Source organism: Pantoea sp. F_5, assembly GCF_008631595.1.
Lineage (GTDB): Bacteria > Pseudomonadota > Gammaproteobacteria > Enterobacterales > Enterobacteriaceae > Pantoea > Pantoea gossypiicola.
Genome location: NZ_VWUO01000013.1, coordinates 60,363 through 78,292, shown reverse-complemented (window position 1 = coordinate 78,292; position 17,930 = coordinate 60,363). Strand labels below are relative to the sequence as shown.

The window sequence follows — 17,930 nt, the reverse complement described above, 5'->3', positions numbered from 1 at the left end:
TGATTCAGAAACTGCTGAGGCAGGTCGCCAGTTGCGGCTTATCACTGCAACCGATGTGGTGATCGATTCGGTTAATCATGTAGGGGTAAAACGGGTTAGAAGTCGCGCGCATAATTGAGTCCAGTCCCACAATCAGCACCGCACTCTCGCCGCGCAGTGACAACGTACCAAAACTGATACCAAACTCATTCTTCTTCGCAGGTGCACTGCCGTAGAGACCATCCTCAGCCGGGAACGGGATCGCCACGTGCGAGAGCGAGTAAAGACCGGCCGGATAGTTGATTTCCAGTGGCTGGATTCGCTCCATAATCTCACCGGCAGGCACGCTTTTAGTCACCATTTCCAGCGACGTGGCGGCAGCATTGGTGATCACTGTGGAAGAATAATGCCGACGGGCCGCGGGTAAGAGCTGATTCACTGCCGTGTAAGAGGAGTGACGGAATAACGGGCTGACGCTGACGGCCTGATTGATATCGAACAGCACCAGCTCACTGCCGTTTTCTGGAAGATAATTGTATAACAAGCGAATCACCGACGGCGTGCTGACGGTAGAGTCCATGACCGACTGAAAGGTCAGTACTGGCGGGAAGCCGGACAACTGCTGATTACGTGCGTAGTGCTGGATCTCTTTCTGTAGCGCCTGCGTCAGCAGATAGGTCTGCCGGGCAGCGTGCACCGGAAAAGAGTTATATTTAAACGGATTAAACTCCGGCACGATATTCAGCCAGGCTGTTTTCGAGAAGGCCGGAAAAACAGAGGGCAGTCCGGCAATCCCGGCAAACCGTGCAAAACGGGTGACACCGATCATCGGCGATAACAGAATCAGCTGCTGCGGACGACGCAACGTGGCGTCGCCCAGGCTGTCGAGCGCATATTTTACCGCCAGCGCCCCGCCGTTAGAGAATCCTACCAGATGCAGCGGTGTCCGGGTGCCCGCCAGACGGGTTGCTTCGCGCACCGCTAAGCGTGTAGCCGCCATCCAGTCCTGCCAGTCCACATCAGTCAGGCCAGCAGGCACCGTGCCGTGCCCCGGTAACCTGATCGCTACGGCCACATAACCCTGCTGGCGATAGGTTTCTGCGATATGACGCAGACTGTAGGGACTGTCGGTCAGACCATGCAGTAAAACGACTGCACCACGGGGCGTGCCCGCCGGACGCAGAATATAGGAACGGTTCCAGTCCTGCGCAAAATGGCCCGGATAGATCATGCTGCCGGAGAAATATCGGTTGAGCGGGGTTTTCTCATCCGCATCCAGTTTTTCAGTGACCTGCTGCTTCATCTCATCAAACAGATGATTTTCGGCGTTAAGATAATCGGCGTAACCGGCTTTATCGAGCTGTTCAACTGTCAGCTCATGTGGGATCCAGGTATGCCAGCGATGTAATTCCGGACCACGTTCCGCCTCATAGATGCGAATGATTAATAGCAGCAGTAACACCAAACCTACGACAATCATTGAACGCCAGAGTCTGCGCGTGGCAGTTTTAAACTTCCGGGTCATAAATCCTTTCCTGAAAAATTAAAAGGCAAAGCGAAACCACGCGAACAGCACATTGCCGTTATTGTAGGTACCGGGAATGTAAGTGAACTGGACATTCACCGCTTTGTAACCAGCAGAGAACAGCGGCAAAATAATTGGCAGCGGAATATAGTTTCCAAAGTCTTCACGCGCAGTGATACCCGCTGTTAATCCGGCACCGAGCCGGAAGTCCTGACCGGGTCCTGGATACCATCCCTTCTCCCAGCCATAACCGATAATGGGCTGCCACTCATTGTGCGAATCTTTAAACGCCATCGCATAAAGCGCACTCCAGTTGCCGCTATCGCTATAGCGGGAAACGCCCAGACCACCGCCCCAGGGATTCTCGTTATAGTTATCGGTTTTTTCTTTGTCATACATAAAGCGAGCGTGCCAGCTAATAAACGGCAGGTAGAGATCGGTGTGCTGAGGCGTCTTCCAGGTCTGTGCAACATCGTCAGTGAATCCATTCCACCAGGACGAAACCGGCGCATTTTCAGCATGCAATGGCGTGGCAATCAGCAGAGCAGCAGCCACTGTCACAGAGTTTGATATGTTCATGGTGCATCCCGGTCAGCATGCGGAGCAGATGAAAAAGGAGTATAGCGCAGAGTCAGATTCAATCTTTGTCAGCGGTCATGGTTCGCTTAAACGACTGTTTCAATCGTCAGCGACAGCGGAGGGTTAGGCCGGATTCTGGCGATTTCAGCCTGAAATCGCCAGGCATGTCCGGAAACCCTTCCGCAAAATCGTGCTGATTACAGTGAATGAAACGGCTTATCTGACAGAAAGTGATACGACGCAAGGGGGCAGAGAAGGGAGAGAAACCGGATTCAGCCGACGGGCCGAATCCGGTAGAGGTGTTAACAGGCTTCAGCCTCCTTCGGCTTTTCACCAAACTTCTCTTTCATGTGTGACTCAATCTCTTCCAGACTTTTACCGCGCGTCTCGGGCACCATCGCCATCACGAAGATTAGCGAGCCAACGTTAATCGCGGCAAAGATAAAGAAGGTAGTGCTGCCGGCATACTCCATGATCGGTGGAAAGCCGAATGCGACCACAGCATTGAAAATCCACTGAAGTGAAACAGCGCCACCGGTTAACACGCCACGCAGCTGCATCGGGAACAGCTCGGACATCATCAGCCAGTAGACCGGCGAGATGCACATCTGCATGCAGAACAGGAACAGCAGAATACAGCCCAGGGCGAGATAACTCTGCATCAGGCTCGAACTCATAAAGGTCATGACGCTGCCCAGCAGGATCTGTGCCGTAATCACCAGACACAGACCGGTGATAAGCATGGTACGACGCGGGAAACGGCTAATCGCCCAGATACCGACAAAGGTCGCCAGAACAGAAACCACACCGTTACCGATAGTCGCGGCAATGGAGGCGCTGGTGCCCAGACCGGTCGACTTCAGGATGATCGGCGTGTAATACATGAAGCCGTTAACGCCAGTAAACTGCGCGACAAAGCCGAGTCCGACACCAATAATCATCAGGCGGATAACCCATTTCTCGCGAATCAGGGTTTTCGCATCCGGCCCGCGTTCTGCTGCCTTTGCCTGCTTCTTCATCTGCGCCATCTCATGACGCACTTCACGCGGCGTTTCACGCAGATACTTCAGAATCTTCTTTGCCTCTTTCAGACGCCCTTCTGCCACCAGCCAGTGTGGTGAAGCCGGAACGAAGAAGGTGCCAATAAAAAGAAGAAAACCAGGCACCATTGCAATGGCCAGCATATAGCGCCACAAATGCTCATCGTGCAGCAGATAGCTCAGCAGCGTACTGGCGACATAGGCGATGAGCTGTCCGGTGACAATCATCAGCTCATTGCGGCTCACCAGCGGTGCGCGAAGACGTGGCCCGGCAATTTCGGCAATAAACACGGGCACGGTTGAAGAGCCACCGCCGACAGCTATTCCCAGCAGGAAACGCATGGCTACCATCACATTGACGGAAGGTGCCAGTGCCGTACCGAGCGAACCCAGAACAAAAATGACCGCCAGGGTGCGAAGGGTAATACGACGGCCAAAACGATCCGAAAAGAAACCACTGAGGAAAGAGCCGATAGCGGCACCGAACACCAGCGAAGAGGCAACCAGCCCTTCCGTAAATGAGTTAAGTCCAAGCCCCCCCTGGTCGGGTGGTGAAGTCATGTAAGGTAATGCACCCGAGATAATCCCGGTGTCATAGCCAAAAGCCAGCGCGCCCATGGTGGCAACCAGCACCACTAAAAAAATGCGCTGGCGTACCGTATCCGCAGGCGCGTGATCGCCCGCTTCCCCAGCGTCTGGTGTATTTGTACTCATAATATTCCTGCCATTAATAAGTTAAACATCCGTTTGATTAAATTTCATACGGAATAGAAAGGGAACATATTTACCGATTGGGTAAAGAAGTGTAGACGGTATTTAAACGTTAGCTTTGGGAATGCGACTTTAATGGTGTGAATAATTACCCGCAGAAATAACCCTCCGTCATAGTGACGGGCCGGCATTTATTTTAACATCAGCTTTACGTTCTGAGTTCTTCCTGTATCCAGCTCAGGAAATGTGCAACACGAGGAAATTGTGCAAATCCACGCGGAAAGACCAGATGGTGGGCGCTGACGGGCAGGCTATGCTGCTCAGTCAGCACTCTGACCAGTTTCCCGCTGCGCAGATAATCCTCTGCCAGCAATTCACTCTCAAAAATAAGACCGTGTCCTAACATTGCTGCTTCAAGACTCATATAAGAGCGATCAAAACGAAATAACCACTCCTTATCCGGCTGAGGTAGTTGCTGCGACGCAAACCACTGCGGCCATTGAATGAGCGGTGACTCGGATAATATCAGCGCGTGATGCATTAAATCCGCAGCCTGACTGACAGGGTGCTGTTTCAGATATGCTGGCGAGGCCAGCACCGACATTTTTTCATGGCGGATAGTTTTAATCTCAAATGCGTTCCAGTCCGGGAAGCCGTGACGTATCGCAATATCAATATTGTCCCGGCTAAAAGAGAGATTTTCATATGAGCAGGAGAGAGTAAGCTGAAAATCCGGATAGCTGTTGCGGAATTTATGGATGCGTGGCAACAGCCAGAGCAGACCGAAGCTGGGTGCGCAGTGGATCCGGAGGTTACTGCGCGCTTTCTCATTACTGATGCGCGCCGTGGCCTGCGCCAGGCCCAGCAGTATCGGGCCAATCTCCCTGAGGTAATGTTCGCCTGACAGCGTTAACGCTACGCCTTTTGCCGAACGATTAAACAGAATACAGCCCAGTTCCCGCTCCAGTTTAGCCAGCTGATGACTGGCTGCCGAGGGGGTAATATTTAATTCTTCTGCCGCCCGCGCGACATTACCAAAATGGGCCACCTGCTCAAAAACCTGCAGTGATTTAATTGAAGGTAAGTGCTCCGACTGCTTTTCCATCCGCCTCTCCACACTGAAATTCTGTGATGTGTGCCCATTTTTAAATCGCAGATTTGTTAACTGCATCAAACCAACAAATTCATTCAGCATCAAATGAATTTTACTGCATTGCCAATATTATGCGCTTTATCAATTCTGATCGTGACCCTACCGGTAGCGATACCGAACCACTAATAATTATTCTTCTGGAGTGGACAATGTTACTTGAAAACAAAGTTGCGATTATCACAGGTGCCGCTTCTCAGCGCGGCATTGGACGAGCCACAGCCGCCTGCTTTGCTCAGCATGGCGCACGCGTGGTGATACTCGATTTAGATTTACAGGCTGCTCAGGCCAGCGCGCAATCGTGTGGCGACGGGCATCTCGGCCTGGCCACCGATGTCACCGATCCGCTTTCTGTTCATCGTGCTATCGATCAGGTACTTGAGCACTACGGCCGTATTGACGTGCTGGTCAACAATGCCGGGATCACTCAGCCGGTTAAAACACTGGAAATTGGCATCGAAGATTACAACCGCATTCTGGATGTCAATCTGCGCGGTACTCTGCTGATGTCTCAGGCGGTTATCCCGACGATGCAGCAGCAAAAAAGCGGCAGCATTGTCTGTCTGTCATCGGTATCAGCTCAGCGTGGCGGTGGCATTTTCGGCGGCCCGCACTACAGTGCGGCGAAAGCAGGCGTGCTGGGCCTGACAAAAGCCATGGCACGCGAGTTCGGTCCGGACCAGATTCGTATCAATGCCCTGACGCCCGGTCTTATCCAGACCGATATCACCGGAGGCCTGTTACAGGATGAACGCCGCCATGCCATTCTCGATGGCATACCTCTCGGCCGCCTCGGAACCGCCAGCGATGTCGCTAATGCGGCACTCTTCCTCGCCAGCGATCTCTCCGGTTATCTCACCGGCATCACGCTGGATGTGAACGGTGGCATGCTGATCCATTAATCAGCGCCCTGCCCTGCCCGCACACCTTGCGGGCTAACTTCGGGAGTGAACACCATGACCACGCTTAATCTGAGCGCAACCTCTGCTGCGCGCGATATCACCTATCGCAAAATTGCCTGGCGACTGATGCCCTGGCTGATGCTCTGTTATCTCTGCGCTTATCTTGATCGTGTGAACGTTGGCTTCGCAAAATTACAGATGATGGATGATTTGTCACTCAGCGAAACGGTCTACGGACTGGGTGCCGGGATCTTTTTCATCGGTTACTTCTTTTTTGAAGTGCCCAGTAATCTGATTCTGCATCGGGTCGGTGCACGCCGCTGGATTGCCCGCATTATGATTACCTGGGGTGTTATCTCAGCTCTTTTTGCCTTTGTTGAAACTGCATGGCAGTTCTACCTGCTGCGCTTTCTGCTTGGTGTGGCAGAGGCCGGACTTGCACCCGGTTTACTGCTCTACCTGACCTACTGGTTTCCCTCTCACCGTCGCGCTCGCATGACGGTTCTGTGGTTTGTCGCGATTCCACTTTCCGGGATGATTGGCGGTCCGCTCTCTGGCTGGATCATGGCGACCTTCGCAGGCTTTCACGGATGGGCGGGCTGGCAATGGATGTTTGTGCTGGAAGCTATCCCTACCCTTGTTATGGGATTCGTAGTGCTGCTGGTTCTCAAGGATCGGGTGGAGCAGGCAGAGTGGCTGGATGACGATGAGAAACGCCAGGTGCGTGCCGACCTCGACGAAGATAATCAGCAGAAAGCCTGTCATGGCACGGTGAAAGCCTTTGTTGCTGACCGTCGTCTGTGGCTGCTGGCGCTGATTTATTTCTGTGTGGTGATGGGCCAGTATGCATTAACGTTCTGGCTACCGACGCTGGTAAGAAATTCAGGCGTCAGCGAGCCTCTGCATATCGGATTACTGACCAGTCTGCCTTACCTGTGCGCCATTATCTTTATGCTATTGGCTGGACGCAGTGGCGATCGTCATCGTGAACGTCGCTGGCATCTGATTGTTCCGATGCTGATCGGCCTTTCGGGACTCACGCTGGCAACGCTGCTCAGCCATAACGTTTCCCTGTCACTGCTCTCCCTCTGTATTGCCGCTGCGGGCATTCTTTCCGCCTCATCACTGTTCTGGATGCTACCGACCAACCTGCTGGGTGGCGTCTCAGCTGCCGCAGGCATCGCTGCGGTGAACTGCATTGCCAATCTGGCCGGTTTTTTCTCGCCGTGGCTGATTGGTTCAATCACCACGGCAACCGGTTCCCCCGCGTCGGGAATGTATTTTATTGCTGCCGTTCTGCTGGGTGGTGCGCTATGCGTACTGCGCATTCGGGCTGCGGATGTTAATCGTTAATCTGGAGGTTATATGACTGACTCTCATCACAGTTCACACACGCTCTCATTACCGCAGCGTGCCATGAATATTCGCCGTCATGCCTTATTAATGGGGCAGATACAGGGACAGGGCTATATCGGTCAGGCACTGGGTGCAGCTGATTTACTCGCTGTCAGCTATTTTCACGCCATGAATTACCGCGCCGATGAGCCTGAGTGGGAAGAGCGCGATCGCTTCTACCTGTCGATTGGGCACTACGCTATCGCGCTTTATGCTGCGCTGCTGGAAGCGGGCGTCATACCGGAAGAGGAACGGGAAACCTATGGCACCGATGAGAGCCGCCTGCCGATGTCCGGCATGGCCGCCTACACCCCAGGCATGGAGATCACCGGGGGTTCATTAGGTCAGGGACTGGGTATAGCCGTGGGTGCCTGTCTGGGGCTAAAGCAGAAAGGCTCCCAGGCGCGAATCTATAACCTGCTTTCTGACGGCGAGCTGAATGAAGGTTCAACATGGGAAGCGGCCATGTCAGCCTCACACTGGCAGCTTGATAACCTGATCGCCATTATTGACGTCAACAATCAGCAGGCTGACGGTCACAGCAGCGAGATTCTCGCGTTCGAACCGATAGTGGATCGCTGGCAGGCTTTTGGCTGGTATACCCAGCGCGTTGATGGCAACGATATTGCTGCTTTGCAGAATGCCTTTGACGCAGCACGCAGCTGGCCTGAACCGCAACCGCGCGTCATCATCTGCGATACCCGAATGGGTAAAGGCGTGCCGTTTCTTGAGAGCCGTGAGAAAACCCATTTCATCCGTGTTGATGCCGATGAGTGGGACAAAGCCCTGACCGCACTTGAGCAAGGAGTATGATATGAGTTCACAACCGCAAAAAAAACGTCTGACCACTTCCGCCATGATCGCCTCGATTGCTGCTGAGGGTCAGCCCACGGTTTCTGCCCCCTTCGGGCATGCTCTGGTGTCACTGGCAGAGAAGCGATCCGATGTGGTCGGTCTGACGGCAGATTTGAGTAAATATACCGACCTGCATCTGTTTGCGGAGGCTTTTCCACAGCGCTTTTACCAGATGGGAATGGCAGAACAGTTATTGATGAGTGCCGCAGCGGGAATGGCGCGCGAGGGCTTTATGCCTTTTGTCACCACCTATGCCGTATTTGCTTCCCGTCGCGCCTATGATTTTATCTGCATGGCCATCGCCGAAGAGAATCTGAACGTCAAAATTGCCTGTGCGCTGCCGGGCCTGACCACCGGTTATGGGCCAAGCCATCAGGCGACTGATGATCTGGCAATTTTTCGCGGTATGCCAAACCTGACAATCATCGATCCCTGCGATGCACTGGAGATTAGCCAGGTCATCCCGGCGATTGCCGAACATCAGGGGCCGGTTTACCTGCGCCTGCTGCGCGGTAAGGTTCCGCTGGTACTGGATAAATATGATTATCGCTATCAGCACGGTAAGGCCCAGCGTCTGCGAGCGGGCAAAGATGCAGTTATTATCAGTAGCGGATTAATGACCATGCGGGCACTTGAAACCGCTGAAGTGCTGGAAAAGCAGGGCATTGAGGTTGGTGTGGTTCACTCTCCAGTGATTAAGCCTCTGGATGAAGAGACTATCCTGCGAGAGGCAGGGGAAGCGCTGCATCATAACCAACTGGTTATCACAGCAGAGAATCATTCAATCACGGGCGGGTTAGGCGAGGCAATTGCGGGCCTGCTAATGCGGAACCGTGTGACGCCACGCTTTAAGCAGATTGCCCTGCCGGACGCATTCCTGGCTGCAGGCGCTTTACCGACGTTGCATGACCGTTATGGCATCTCTACCGATGTGATGGTCAGGCAAATAACAGCCTGGCTTGAAGCCTGATTCATAACAAAACCGGGCCAGGCCCGGTTTTATATCGCTTTTTGCGCACCCGATAGCTATGCTGCTATCGCCTCCCTCATACGCATTCTGCAGACAACGTAACGATAGCCGTGCTCAACGCTGGCTGCGCATCAACAGATTCTGATGAGTCCGCCAGCCGTTTATCTATATCGATAATCCTCTTTAACTCCCCTTGACTGTAAACAGCTTTCCCGTCAGTTATATCCCTTTCCTGAGTGGCTCGATTATCGTTTTCTACCGTTGAGTACATTCTTTCATCTGCTTTACTCAATACAGTGAATCTGTCTGAAGTAGCCGATTTCAGATCACTGGCACCTTCACAGTCCAGCTCATGTCGTTCGCATCAGCAGAAAAATAGTTTTTGTCAGATGCAAAAGTTATCCACTTTTTCTGTGGATAAGTGAGGGATATTTTCTGAGTATCTTTTTTCACTCCTGGAAGATGCCTTTGCTGTTAGCAGGCTGCCCTGCAATTAAGATCTCTATAACGCAGTTATATGTCGTAACCAGGATGATTTTTAGCAGGACGCATGGCGATTTCAGGCTGAAATTCACCGTATTTTTACAGTATAAACAGTAACTTAAGCGATAAATTTCGCTGGCGGATAGCTTAGCTGTAAAAGGAGTCTCAAAGAAAGCATTAGCCGATATAAAGCATTTGTGCAGGAACTGAGGTCTGGTGAAAAGTAACTGGTTACTAATGAACCAGCACCTGAAAATCTTTACTTGCAATTTGTGATCGCTGAATGCAGACAGGCAGTATCAAAACCCTCAAGAAGTGACAGCAGAATTTGAATCCGCTTTTGCCCTTACAGACAATTCATGCATTCAAAGGCAGCCGAGAACGCTGGCGAAATGTTCCGGAGGAATGGCGATTTCACAGGAATTAAATCAAATAACACCCCATATAATATTAATAAATTCAGCATCTTAGGTCTAATAATATCATTGAAAACCTGGCGATTTCAGCCTGAAATTTTGTTTTACGTATCTTCTAAGCGTCTTCAGTTAATTATGTAATAAAAAAAGCCAGCGTCAGACGCTGGCTTCTTTGGATGCGTGTACATTAACGATTGAGATATTTTTTCAGGGTCTCAGCAATGACTTTATCCAGCTCTTCCTGCAACTCTTTCGACTGCCGGTTAAATTCATAGCTGAACATCCGACCACGTACCTTCTTACGTGCAAAACGATCTTTATCAGCAAAAGACCAGAGCGCAGTCGCCTGTGTTTTATCTTTCTCAGGCTCTTTAATCAATGTCTGGCTACCCTGTCGAATCAGACGCAAAATGTGATTTTTCAGCTCATCCTCGGCAAGCCCTTCGCGGGCGCAAACCACATCTATCTCCCGCGAGATAGAACTAATCAGAGCTTCAATGCTTTGGCCGGATTCACTTAATTTGTCAGCCGCCTGTAACAGCGCTTTATAATCCGGATAAGTCAGCTCAGCGTGATTAGGGAAAAGTGAGATCAAATCGGACGGAACGCTGGCTGCCTGAAGAGCACGGGTGACCTTCGCCTGCGATAATCCCTGATTCTCAGCGATCTCTTTTTGCGAAAGCCCACCATCTTTTAACGCCAGCAGGCGCATTCCTACTTCCCGCAGATTATGTTCGCGGGCCGTCTGAATATCCTGCGCCAGTCTGCGGGCCTCATCGGCACTAATAGCGGCATCAGTGACCAGCACGTCCAGCCCGGTTTTGCAGTAAAGCGCAGCCGCACGCCGACGTGAGCCGTCAAGAATCTCAATGCGGTCATCGCGCATTACGCCAATCGCCGGGAAGAACTGCTGAAGCTTAATGGTGCGGATAATATCGCGCAGTGAATCGGGTGTCAGCCCCGCCTGGTCGCGCCCATTGGTTTCCATTGTCACGAATGTCTTGTTTTCAACTTCACTGGCGGCAATGCGTTCAAAACGAAACAGGGCGCGCTTGCCCGTAGCCAGAACGAATGTCTGATTGTGCTGACTATCCGGTGTCTCATTTTCCAGCGGGGTCTGGCTGAAGGTTCGGCCAATCGTGATTCTTTTTGCGCTCATAAAAACCTCAGTTCAGGCGAATAAATTCGATACGGTCAAAGACGGCTTTTGCAAAGTCCTCTGCGGCGGATCTTGCATTTTTCAATGCTTCACTGCTGCCGACGTAAGTCGAAGGATTCGCGGAGATGACCGTATCAAAGGATTCGCCGCAACGTTCGAAACCATCAAGGCGGGGAAGGGCAGCATCAAGCATGTCACCACCAAATATTTCTTTTGCCAGGCTATGACAGAGCTTGTGGTCGGCTTTATTCGATAGCTTAGACATAAAGCCAATGTTGCCCTGCAGGCGACAGGTGGCGCCGGAATCCTCGATAATCGCAATCAGTTCCGGCAGACGCGTCAGGTATTTGAGCGTGGAATGAAAGTCGACCTGAGCCGGTGGTACAGGCGTCATCAGCAGATCAGAGGCCGCAATGGCGTTCTTCAGGAAAGCATCAAGATGCGGGCCACTGTCGATAAAGATAAAGTCATAATCTTTCTTCAGTTTAGCAATGACGTTGTCATACAGCACGGCATGAACATTCTGCTGCGGCAGATGCTCTGCGCAAAGCTGGTCCCAGCTTGAGGCGATAAAGGCGTCATCAATCGAGGCAGGCAGCACATCGACACCCGGAATAATCGACGGAACGATAAATTCGTTCACCAGCTCATCACGGGTGACATTCTGGAGCATTGCCTGTGCCGCTGTCGCTTCCACCAGCCCTACTGAACGTTCATGGTTTAAAAACATGGTTGCTGAGGACTGTGGATCAAGGTCAATCACCAGAATTCGCAAATCTTCAAACAGCAGATGAGGATGGGCACGAAGTGCATGAGCCAGCGAAACGGTAGAAACCGTTTTAGACACGCCACCCTTCAGATTACCCACGAAAATAGTGTAGGCATCACTGTGGCGATCGCGATATTTCGGCACGCCTCGATGATGATAGATATCGATAATGTTCTGAATCGACATCGCATATTTAACGGAAGATCCGGCCGCGCGTTTATCAAACTGATAACCGCTCTCTTCCATCTCATTTACAGCGTAATCAACACTGGCTCTTGTCAGTTTGGGCAACTTTGCTAACGCCGCTTTGGCATAAACCTGGTAGTACGTATTTTCATGCAGTTCCTGCTTCTGCGCCTGAATCTGGTCGGTGAGGCTCAGCAGCATGCGTTCAGAACGCTGTGCAACCTTCATCACCTGCTTGTCGTCGTTAGCCATCGTTGCTCCAAACATGTAGGATTTGTGACTTTATACAGAATTCCTGCACGTGAGGCAATAAGTTATCTTTTCAACTTAATCTTCACTTTTAGGTAACAGCACGGGTTTTGGTGAGGTTCATCACACAATTACTTCTGCCCTGCTACTTTTCCAGTTCAAAGATGAACAGCGTTCACTGTAATCAGCAAAACATTCACTGTAATCAGCAGAAATCGATCCGCAGAGAGAGCAGGGTGAAATGGATTGTTCTAAGCGCGAAGATGAGTCTTAACGTTCACTGTAATCAGTAAGGTCAGTTCTCTATCAGATGAATTACCGGAGGAACTTAAGGTAGTGGTGCAGAAAACAAACCCTAATCTGAAAGCCTGTGCGAGTAAGCGGGGTTGATACCTGGCGCTGAGTGAGCTTAACGTTCACTGTAATCAGTAATGTCATGTCCCAATACCCAGGCAGTAGTCACGTTCACTGTAATCAGTAAACTCGCTAATCAGATAGCAGGACAGGAAGCTGAATTGAATAACCGTTCACTGTAGTCAGTAGTAAGGAGCCGACAAATCCTATCTGGTTCATAAAACCATCAGAAGCTGATGAGACAACAGGCAACCAGAGTTTGGGAGCCAGAATGAATCGGCATAAATGAACAGGTCAGCCCAATGACGTTCACTGTAATCAGTAACGAGGGGATAGCGAATATTCACTATAGTCAGTAAATGAGGAGTCTTGCTATCGGAACATTCACTGTAATCAGCAGAAGCGCTGGTTAAGTTCGATCGAAATTGAAGACAGAAAAGCTGTGATACGAAGAGAGATATCAATTCGATTCTGACAACGCTCGGGCCGACAGACATCCCCCCTGAACATCAGTTATGTCATTACTGCTTTCCCTCCAATATTCACTATAAACAGTAGAAGCGGCAAAGCGTTGCGTCAAATTTGAGCTATCATTCACTGTATTCAGCATAGCATTCACTGTAATCAGTAAAGCAGCATTCCTGAGGATCATCGTGGTGAAGGTAGCTTCTTGCTACAACGTTCACTGTAATCAGTAACGGACAGGGGAATTCGCTGCACGCCGGTGCTATGACGATGCCAACAGGCAAACATTCACTGTAATCAGTAACAGTGTCACGCTGGCAGTAGTGATGAGTTAAAGCGCCTCCATACAGGACGCACGTCAGCCGTGATGAACGTGAGCGCTGACATTCACTGTAATCAGTAAAGTGCTCAACGAGAATCATCAGAGAGAGGCGCTGACCTGCCTGAATCAGAACGTTCACTGTAATCAGCAAAGCCAATGTCCGAAGGCGCTTGTCAATTAGTTTGTAAGCACAAACTTACTTTATAAGCCTTATGGCATGGAACGACAGCAAAAGAGGGGAGGAAAGTATGATACAAAAACGTGCCCCGTTTACTGATTACAGTGAACGTTACTGATTGCAGTGAATAGAGGGTAAGTACTGATTACAGTGAATGAGAGATGAAGGATGCAATGTCACCGGCAACGAAAAAGTGACACTGCCACGCAAAAATACTGATTACAGTGAACCTAAGGAGTTAATCCTCAAACTCAATTTCATCCAGTGAATCGATGCTCTCCAGATTACCGATGCCATCAAGCTTAGGTGTTCGGCTATGGATAATGAAAAAGACTGAGCGGCCACGTTTCACTTCTGAATAATCCAGATAACCAATTTCCTTCAGTTGCTCCATCGCACGCCGCACCACATGGTTCTGCGTGGTGGTCTTTGAGCCGAGATTGAGGCGCATACGCAGGCGTGCCAGCGATATCGGTGCCGGATTGGTCGGAAGGCTTTCAAGGAAGGTATAGAGCGCCTGTGCAGACTCTTTACGCTTAAGGCGGGATATTGCACGAAGCTGAAGCAGCACCTTGTGATCGAAGTTGTAGAGTTCAAATAGTTTGGGGTCGGCCTGAATCCGCACAATATCTTTTTCGCGGTCGTAATACGCAGACTGGACAAGGTGGGTATGATACGCCTTGCCGTTGCCTTCAAAGGAGAGCGTGTTAGTTGCAATGCGACGCAGAGAAGCATCAAGACGCTTACGTAGTGCGGCAGACGAGTTGGCAGAGGGAATGCCGCACATCTTCACAAAATCGATAAACGGCAGTGTAACGGTATCGCCTTTGGTCGGATAACGCGAAAAGGACTGAATAATACCTGCCCAGGTTTTGAAATCGTTATCCATATCCAGCCGTGCGCCGGTAATGGTAATCTTTTCGTAGCCTTCCGCCTTCACCAGCGTCAGATTCTTCAGCTCTTTCGTCGCATCCGTTGATGCCATAGCGCCGGATTTACCCCGCGCGGTTGATTTCAGCGTCGGCACAAACAGTCCAAGACGCATCAATGCTACCGGCTGAACAGTATTATTCTTGTTGGGATGAAGCTGAATAACTTCACCACTGTTTTTGGTCACTGACAGAAAAGGTTCAAGTAACGCTTTGTTTTCGTTGTCTTTATCTGCCATGGCGTAAGATCTTCATTCTGTGGATGAAAAGGATCGTTTTCTGACTACAGTGAACATTAGCACTGTTTACAGTGAACATTCTACCTGGTACAGTGAATAAAGTACTGATTACAGTGAACACTTTACTGATTATAGTGAACGCGATCACCCTTTGAGCCCTTACGGGGTGCGGCCTGCGACGATCGGGGATCTCTTAGGATCTCTCTATGATCTATTAAGGATCGTTTTTTAGGATCGAGTCAGTGTATAAGTGGATAACTGACTGGCAGGTATCATTTTCAGACACACGGACAGGTGCCGCAATAGCATCATCTCCGCAAACCCTTCAGACTTCCAGAATACTGCTTTTGCAATTCCGATATTCTCAATCGATAACGAACTTCCTCACTATTATTCATTTTTCATCATTAACTACAGCGCGTATCGTTTCTCTATCACTGAACGAATGAGGAAGACAGCACCATGACTGAATATGCTCTATCACGAAACCCTGCAACAGGTGACATTCTGGCACGCTATCCTCTGCAGAACAGCACCGAACTGGAACAGACTCTGACAGAAAGCGCTTCTGCTTTTGCAGCATGGCAGCACAGCAGTATGAGTGACCGGGTGCGCGTATTGCGTCAGCTCGGTGAACAGATCCGTCTGAGAGAACAGGATCTTTCACGCATGATTACGCTGGAAATGGGTAAACCCATTGCACAGGCTCGCGCGGAAGTACTGAAATGCGCAAATTTGTGCGACTGGTATGCAGAACATGGCCCGGCGATGCTGGCCGATCAGCCCACTCAGATTACTGACGCATGGCAGCGATTCCGTCCCATTGGGGTGATCCTGGCGGTCATGCCATGGAATTTCCCCCTGTGGCAGGTTCTGCGGGGCGCAGTCAGCATATTGCTGGCAGGTAACACCTATCTGTTGAAACACGCGCCAAACGTCATGGGAAGCGCCACACTGATGGCTGAGCTGTTCACAGCAACCGATCTGCCTGCGGGTGGCTTTAACCTGATTAATGTCGACAACGACGGTGTTTCGGTAGCGATTAAAGATGACCGCATTGCTGCCGTCGCGGTTACCGGCAGCGTACGGGCGGGTGCAGCAATCGCGGCACAGGCAGGTGCAGCGCTCAAGAAAACAGTGCTGGAGCTGGGCGGATCCGATCCCTTTATCGTGCTGGCTGATGCCGATCTCGATGAAGCAGTGAAATCAGCCGTAATCGGACGTTTCCAGAATACCGGGCAGGTCTGCATGGCGACCAAACGCTTTATTGTGGAAGCCCCCATCGCGGAAGAGTTTGAAAAGCGCTTCACAGCAGCGGTACAGGCACTGAAAATGGGCGATCCGCTGGATGAAAACACCTTCCTGGGCCCGATGGCACGCGCCGATCTGCGCGACGAGCTCGACGGACAGGTAAAAGCGACCCTTAGTGAAGGTGCGCGTCTGGTGCTGGGTGGTGAGAAGGTGGCAGGGCAGGGTAACTACTATGCGCCAACCATTCTCGCTGACGTTACCAGCACCATGACCGCGTTCAGGCAGGAGCTGTTTGGTCCGGTCGCGGCCATTGCCGTAGCACGGGATCCTCAGCATGCGCTGGAGATCGCTAACGACAGCGAATTTGGCCTCAGTGCTACTGTCTGGAGCGGTAACGAAGAAACTGCCGATCGGCTGGCGCTGCAGCTGGAAGTCGGTGCCGTGTTTATTAATGGCAACGGCGCGTCCGATCCGCGGGTGACCATCGGCGGCGTGAAGAAAAGCGGTTATGGTCGTGAACTGTCCCACTTTGGTGTGCACGAATTCTGTAACGTGCAGACCCTGTGGAAAAATCGCCGCTAGTATTTACTGCGCTGCCGGAAGATAGGCGGGTGCAGTTTTAGCGACCTCACTGAGCGGACGCAGCAACCGATGCGGGGCAAACCCACTCAGCATCGGTGAAGGTGTACCGCTCAGCATCTCCTCAGCCACCAGTCTGCCCAGTAAGGGCGCAAGGGTCATGCCACTATGGCTGACCATCAGATAAACGCGTGCTGAGTCACTGATGTAGCCCAGTGCGGGTAATCCATCTGCCGGGCGCGATCGCTGTCCCGTTTCAATCCGCTCAATCCTCGCCCCTTCCGCATTGTTAAACAGCCGACGCAACCGACGCAGCATCTCTTTGCCAGTCAGCCCCTCCGGAGAAGCGGGGCGTGACGGATCGGCATGCTGGTCAAGATCCAGAGCCTGCAGCATCAGGCGTCCTCCGCCATCCGGCCGCACATTCAGTTCCGGGGTAATGAGATTGCAGTTAAGCAGAATCGGCAAAGGCTGTGTCTGCGCCAGAAAACTGCAGGCAACAGGATCGGCACGGTTCGCATCGGTCATCGCCAGTTCAAGTCCACACTGGCTGATCAGCTCAGGTGCCCAGCGACCGGTTGCCAGCACCAGCTGATCCCCGTGCCACTCATCACCACTGGCCAGCGTCAGATGCACATCCCGACCCGATTCAGTCAGTGTGGTTACCTCATTGTTGCAGACCAGCTGCCCGCCACTGGCGCGCAGGTCGGCAAGCAGAGAAGCGATGAACAGGCTGGGATGGAGCAGGCACTCCGAAGGGAAAAACCACGCATGCTGAATGCGGGGATCGAGCCGTAGTCCGGGCAGGGTGCCCAGTAGCGCAGCGCGGCTACGCTTCTCAACGGGGTAATCCAGCGTAGCAAGCTTTGCTGCACGCTGCGCCAGCTGGCGCAGGGATGACTCATCGGCTGCCCACTCCAGCGAGCCGGTTTCAAGCAGCCAGCGGGGCAATGCAGGGTGGCTCGCCTGCCATCGCTTGTGCTCGTTTATCGCCTGGGCGTTGAGTTCATGATAATGGCCGGGTTCTTTGCCGTTAGCATTGACCCAGGCGTAGCTGATCTGGCTGGTGCCACTGCCAGGCAAGCTTTTGTCGAAGACAGTGACTTGTGCGCCCCGGCGGGACAATGACTGCGCGACGGCTAAACCCAGCACGCCTGCACCGATAACAGCTATACGTTGTGGCATATCCGGCTTCTCCTGAACAGAAATCAGCGGGTGATGGGCACCCGCCGGGACGTTTTACTA

The 17,930-nt window shown here is 51.7% G+C and carries 13 protein-coding genes; 5 read left to right on the top strand and 8 right to left on the bottom strand.

Annotated elements, in window-relative coordinates; genetic code table 11:
- Positions 1-4 precede the first annotated feature (4 nt).
- From F3I44_RS17160 to F3I44_RS17145, 4 genes are all read right to left on the bottom strand, one after another.
- A complete protein-coding gene (locus F3I44_RS17160) occupies positions 5-1,504 on the bottom strand; it encodes a carboxylesterase (RefSeq protein ID WP_150014358.1) in 1,500 nt (499 codons plus the stop codon).
- An 18-nt stretch (positions 1,505-1,522) separates the two neighbouring features.
- A complete protein-coding gene (gene pagP / locus F3I44_RS17155) occupies positions 1,523-2,083 on the bottom strand; it encodes a lipid IV(A) palmitoyltransferase PagP (RefSeq protein WP_150014356.1) in 561 nt (186 codons plus the stop codon).
- 302 nt (positions 2,084-2,385) lie between these two features.
- Positions 2,386-3,837 (bottom strand): sugar porter family MFS transporter, encoded by a 1,452-nt coding sequence (locus F3I44_RS17150; protein WP_150014354.1) that lies wholly within the window; start codon positions 3,835-3,837, stop codon positions 2,386-2,388.
- Positions 3,838-4,042: 205 nt separating this feature from the next.
- Positions 4,043-4,939, bottom strand: coding sequence for a LysR substrate-binding domain-containing protein (locus F3I44_RS17145; protein WP_150014352.1), 897 nt, complete (start codon positions 4,937-4,939; stop codon positions 4,043-4,045).
- Positions 4,940-5,136: 197 nt separating this feature from the next.
- On the opposite strand from F3I44_RS17145, the gene F3I44_RS17140 reads away from it, so the two are divergent.
- From F3I44_RS17140 to F3I44_RS17125, 4 genes are read left to right on the top strand one after another with little or no spacing between them, the layout of a single operon-like run.
- On the top strand, positions 5,137-5,886 hold the full coding sequence (locus F3I44_RS17140) for an SDR family NAD(P)-dependent oxidoreductase (protein ID WP_150014350.1): 750 nt from the start codon (positions 5,137-5,139) through the stop codon (positions 5,884-5,886).
- Between the two features lie 54 nt (positions 5,887-5,940).
- The gene (locus tag F3I44_RS17135) at positions 5,941-7,239 is read left to right on the top strand and encodes an MFS transporter (protein WP_150014348.1); all 1,299 of its coding nucleotides are present in this window, start codon (positions 5,941-5,943) and stop codon (positions 7,237-7,239) included.
- 12 nt (positions 7,240-7,251) lie between these two features.
- Positions 7,252-8,094 (top strand): transketolase, encoded by an 843-nt coding sequence (locus tag F3I44_RS17130; RefSeq protein WP_150014346.1) that lies wholly within the window; start codon positions 7,252-7,254, stop codon positions 8,092-8,094.
- A gap of 1 nt (position 8,095) precedes the next feature.
- Entirely contained in the window at positions 8,096-9,106 is a 1,011-nt protein-coding gene (locus tag F3I44_RS17125; protein ID WP_150014344.1) for a transketolase family protein, read from the top strand.
- A 1,086-nt stretch (positions 9,107-10,192) separates the two neighbouring features.
- On the opposite strand, the gene F3I44_RS17120 is transcribed toward F3I44_RS17125, so the two are convergent.
- The 3 genes from F3I44_RS17120 to F3I44_RS17110 form a co-directional block, all read right to left on the bottom strand.
- Entirely contained in the window at positions 10,193-11,164 is a 972-nt protein-coding gene (locus tag F3I44_RS17120; protein ID WP_150014342.1) for a ParB family protein, read from the bottom strand.
- Positions 11,165-11,171: 7 nt separating this feature from the next.
- Positions 11,172-12,371, bottom strand: a complete 1,200-nt coding sequence (locus F3I44_RS17115; protein WP_033735792.1) for an AAA family ATPase — start codon at positions 12,369-12,371, stop codon at positions 11,172-11,174.
- 1,554 nt (positions 12,372-13,925) lie between these two features.
- Complete coding sequence (locus tag F3I44_RS17110) at positions 13,926-14,855, bottom strand: RepB family plasmid replication initiator protein (RefSeq protein ID WP_003855845.1); 930 nt, start codon at positions 14,853-14,855, stop codon at positions 13,926-13,928.
- Positions 14,856-15,317: 462 nt separating this feature from the next.
- On the opposite strand from F3I44_RS17110, the gene F3I44_RS17105 reads away from it, so the two are divergent.
- Complete coding sequence (locus F3I44_RS17105) at positions 15,318-16,688, top strand: aldehyde dehydrogenase family protein (RefSeq protein ID WP_150014340.1); 1,371 nt, start codon at positions 15,318-15,320, stop codon at positions 16,686-16,688.
- Between the two features lie 3 nt (positions 16,689-16,691).
- Here the strand turns inward: F3I44_RS17105 and F3I44_RS17100 are convergent, their stop codons facing one another.
- Entirely contained in the window at positions 16,692-17,870 is a 1,179-nt protein-coding gene (locus F3I44_RS17100) for an FAD-binding oxidoreductase (RefSeq protein WP_150014338.1), read from the bottom strand.
- Positions 17,871-17,930 lie beyond the last annotated feature (60 nt).

Coding starts and splice junctions, on each gene's coding strand:
- pagP (WP_150014356.1), bottom strand. CDS start 2,083: ATGAACATATCAAACTCTGTGACAGTGGCTGCTGCTCTGCTGATTGCC.
- F3I44_RS17120 (WP_150014342.1), bottom strand. CDS start 11,164: ATGAGCGCAAAAAGAATCACGATTGGCCGAACCTTCAGCCAGACCCCG.
- F3I44_RS17135 (WP_150014348.1), top strand. CDS start 5,941: ATGACCACGCTTAATCTGAGCGCAACCTCTGCTGCGCGCGATATCACC.
- F3I44_RS17105 (WP_150014340.1), top strand. CDS start 15,318: ATGACTGAATATGCTCTATCACGAAACCCTGCAACAGGTGACATTCTG.
- F3I44_RS17115 (WP_033735792.1), bottom strand. CDS start 12,371: ATGGCTAACGACGACAAGCAGGTGATGAAGGTTGCACAGCGTTCTGAA.
- F3I44_RS17130 (WP_150014346.1), top strand. CDS start 7,252: ATGACTGACTCTCATCACAGTTCACACACGCTCTCATTACCGCAGCGT.
- F3I44_RS17150 (WP_150014354.1), bottom strand. CDS start 3,837: ATGAGTACAAATACACCAGACGCTGGGGAAGCGGGCGATCACGCGCCT.
- F3I44_RS17145 (WP_150014352.1), bottom strand. CDS start 4,939: ATGGAAAAGCAGTCGGAGCACTTACCTTCAATTAAATCACTGCAGGTT.
- F3I44_RS17140 (WP_150014350.1), top strand. CDS start 5,137: ATGTTACTTGAAAACAAAGTTGCGATTATCACAGGTGCCGCTTCTCAG.
- F3I44_RS17160 (WP_150014358.1), bottom strand. CDS start 1,504: ATGACCCGGAAGTTTAAAACTGCCACGCGCAGACTCTGGCGTTCAATG.
- F3I44_RS17100 (WP_150014338.1), bottom strand. CDS start 17,870: ATGCCACAACGTATAGCTGTTATCGGTGCAGGCGTGCTGGGTTTAGCC.
- F3I44_RS17110 (WP_003855845.1), bottom strand. CDS start 14,855: ATGGCAGATAAAGACAACGAAAACAAAGCGTTACTTGAACCTTTTCTG.
- F3I44_RS17125 (WP_150014344.1), top strand. CDS start 8,096: ATGAGTTCACAACCGCAAAAAAAACGTCTGACCACTTCCGCCATGATC.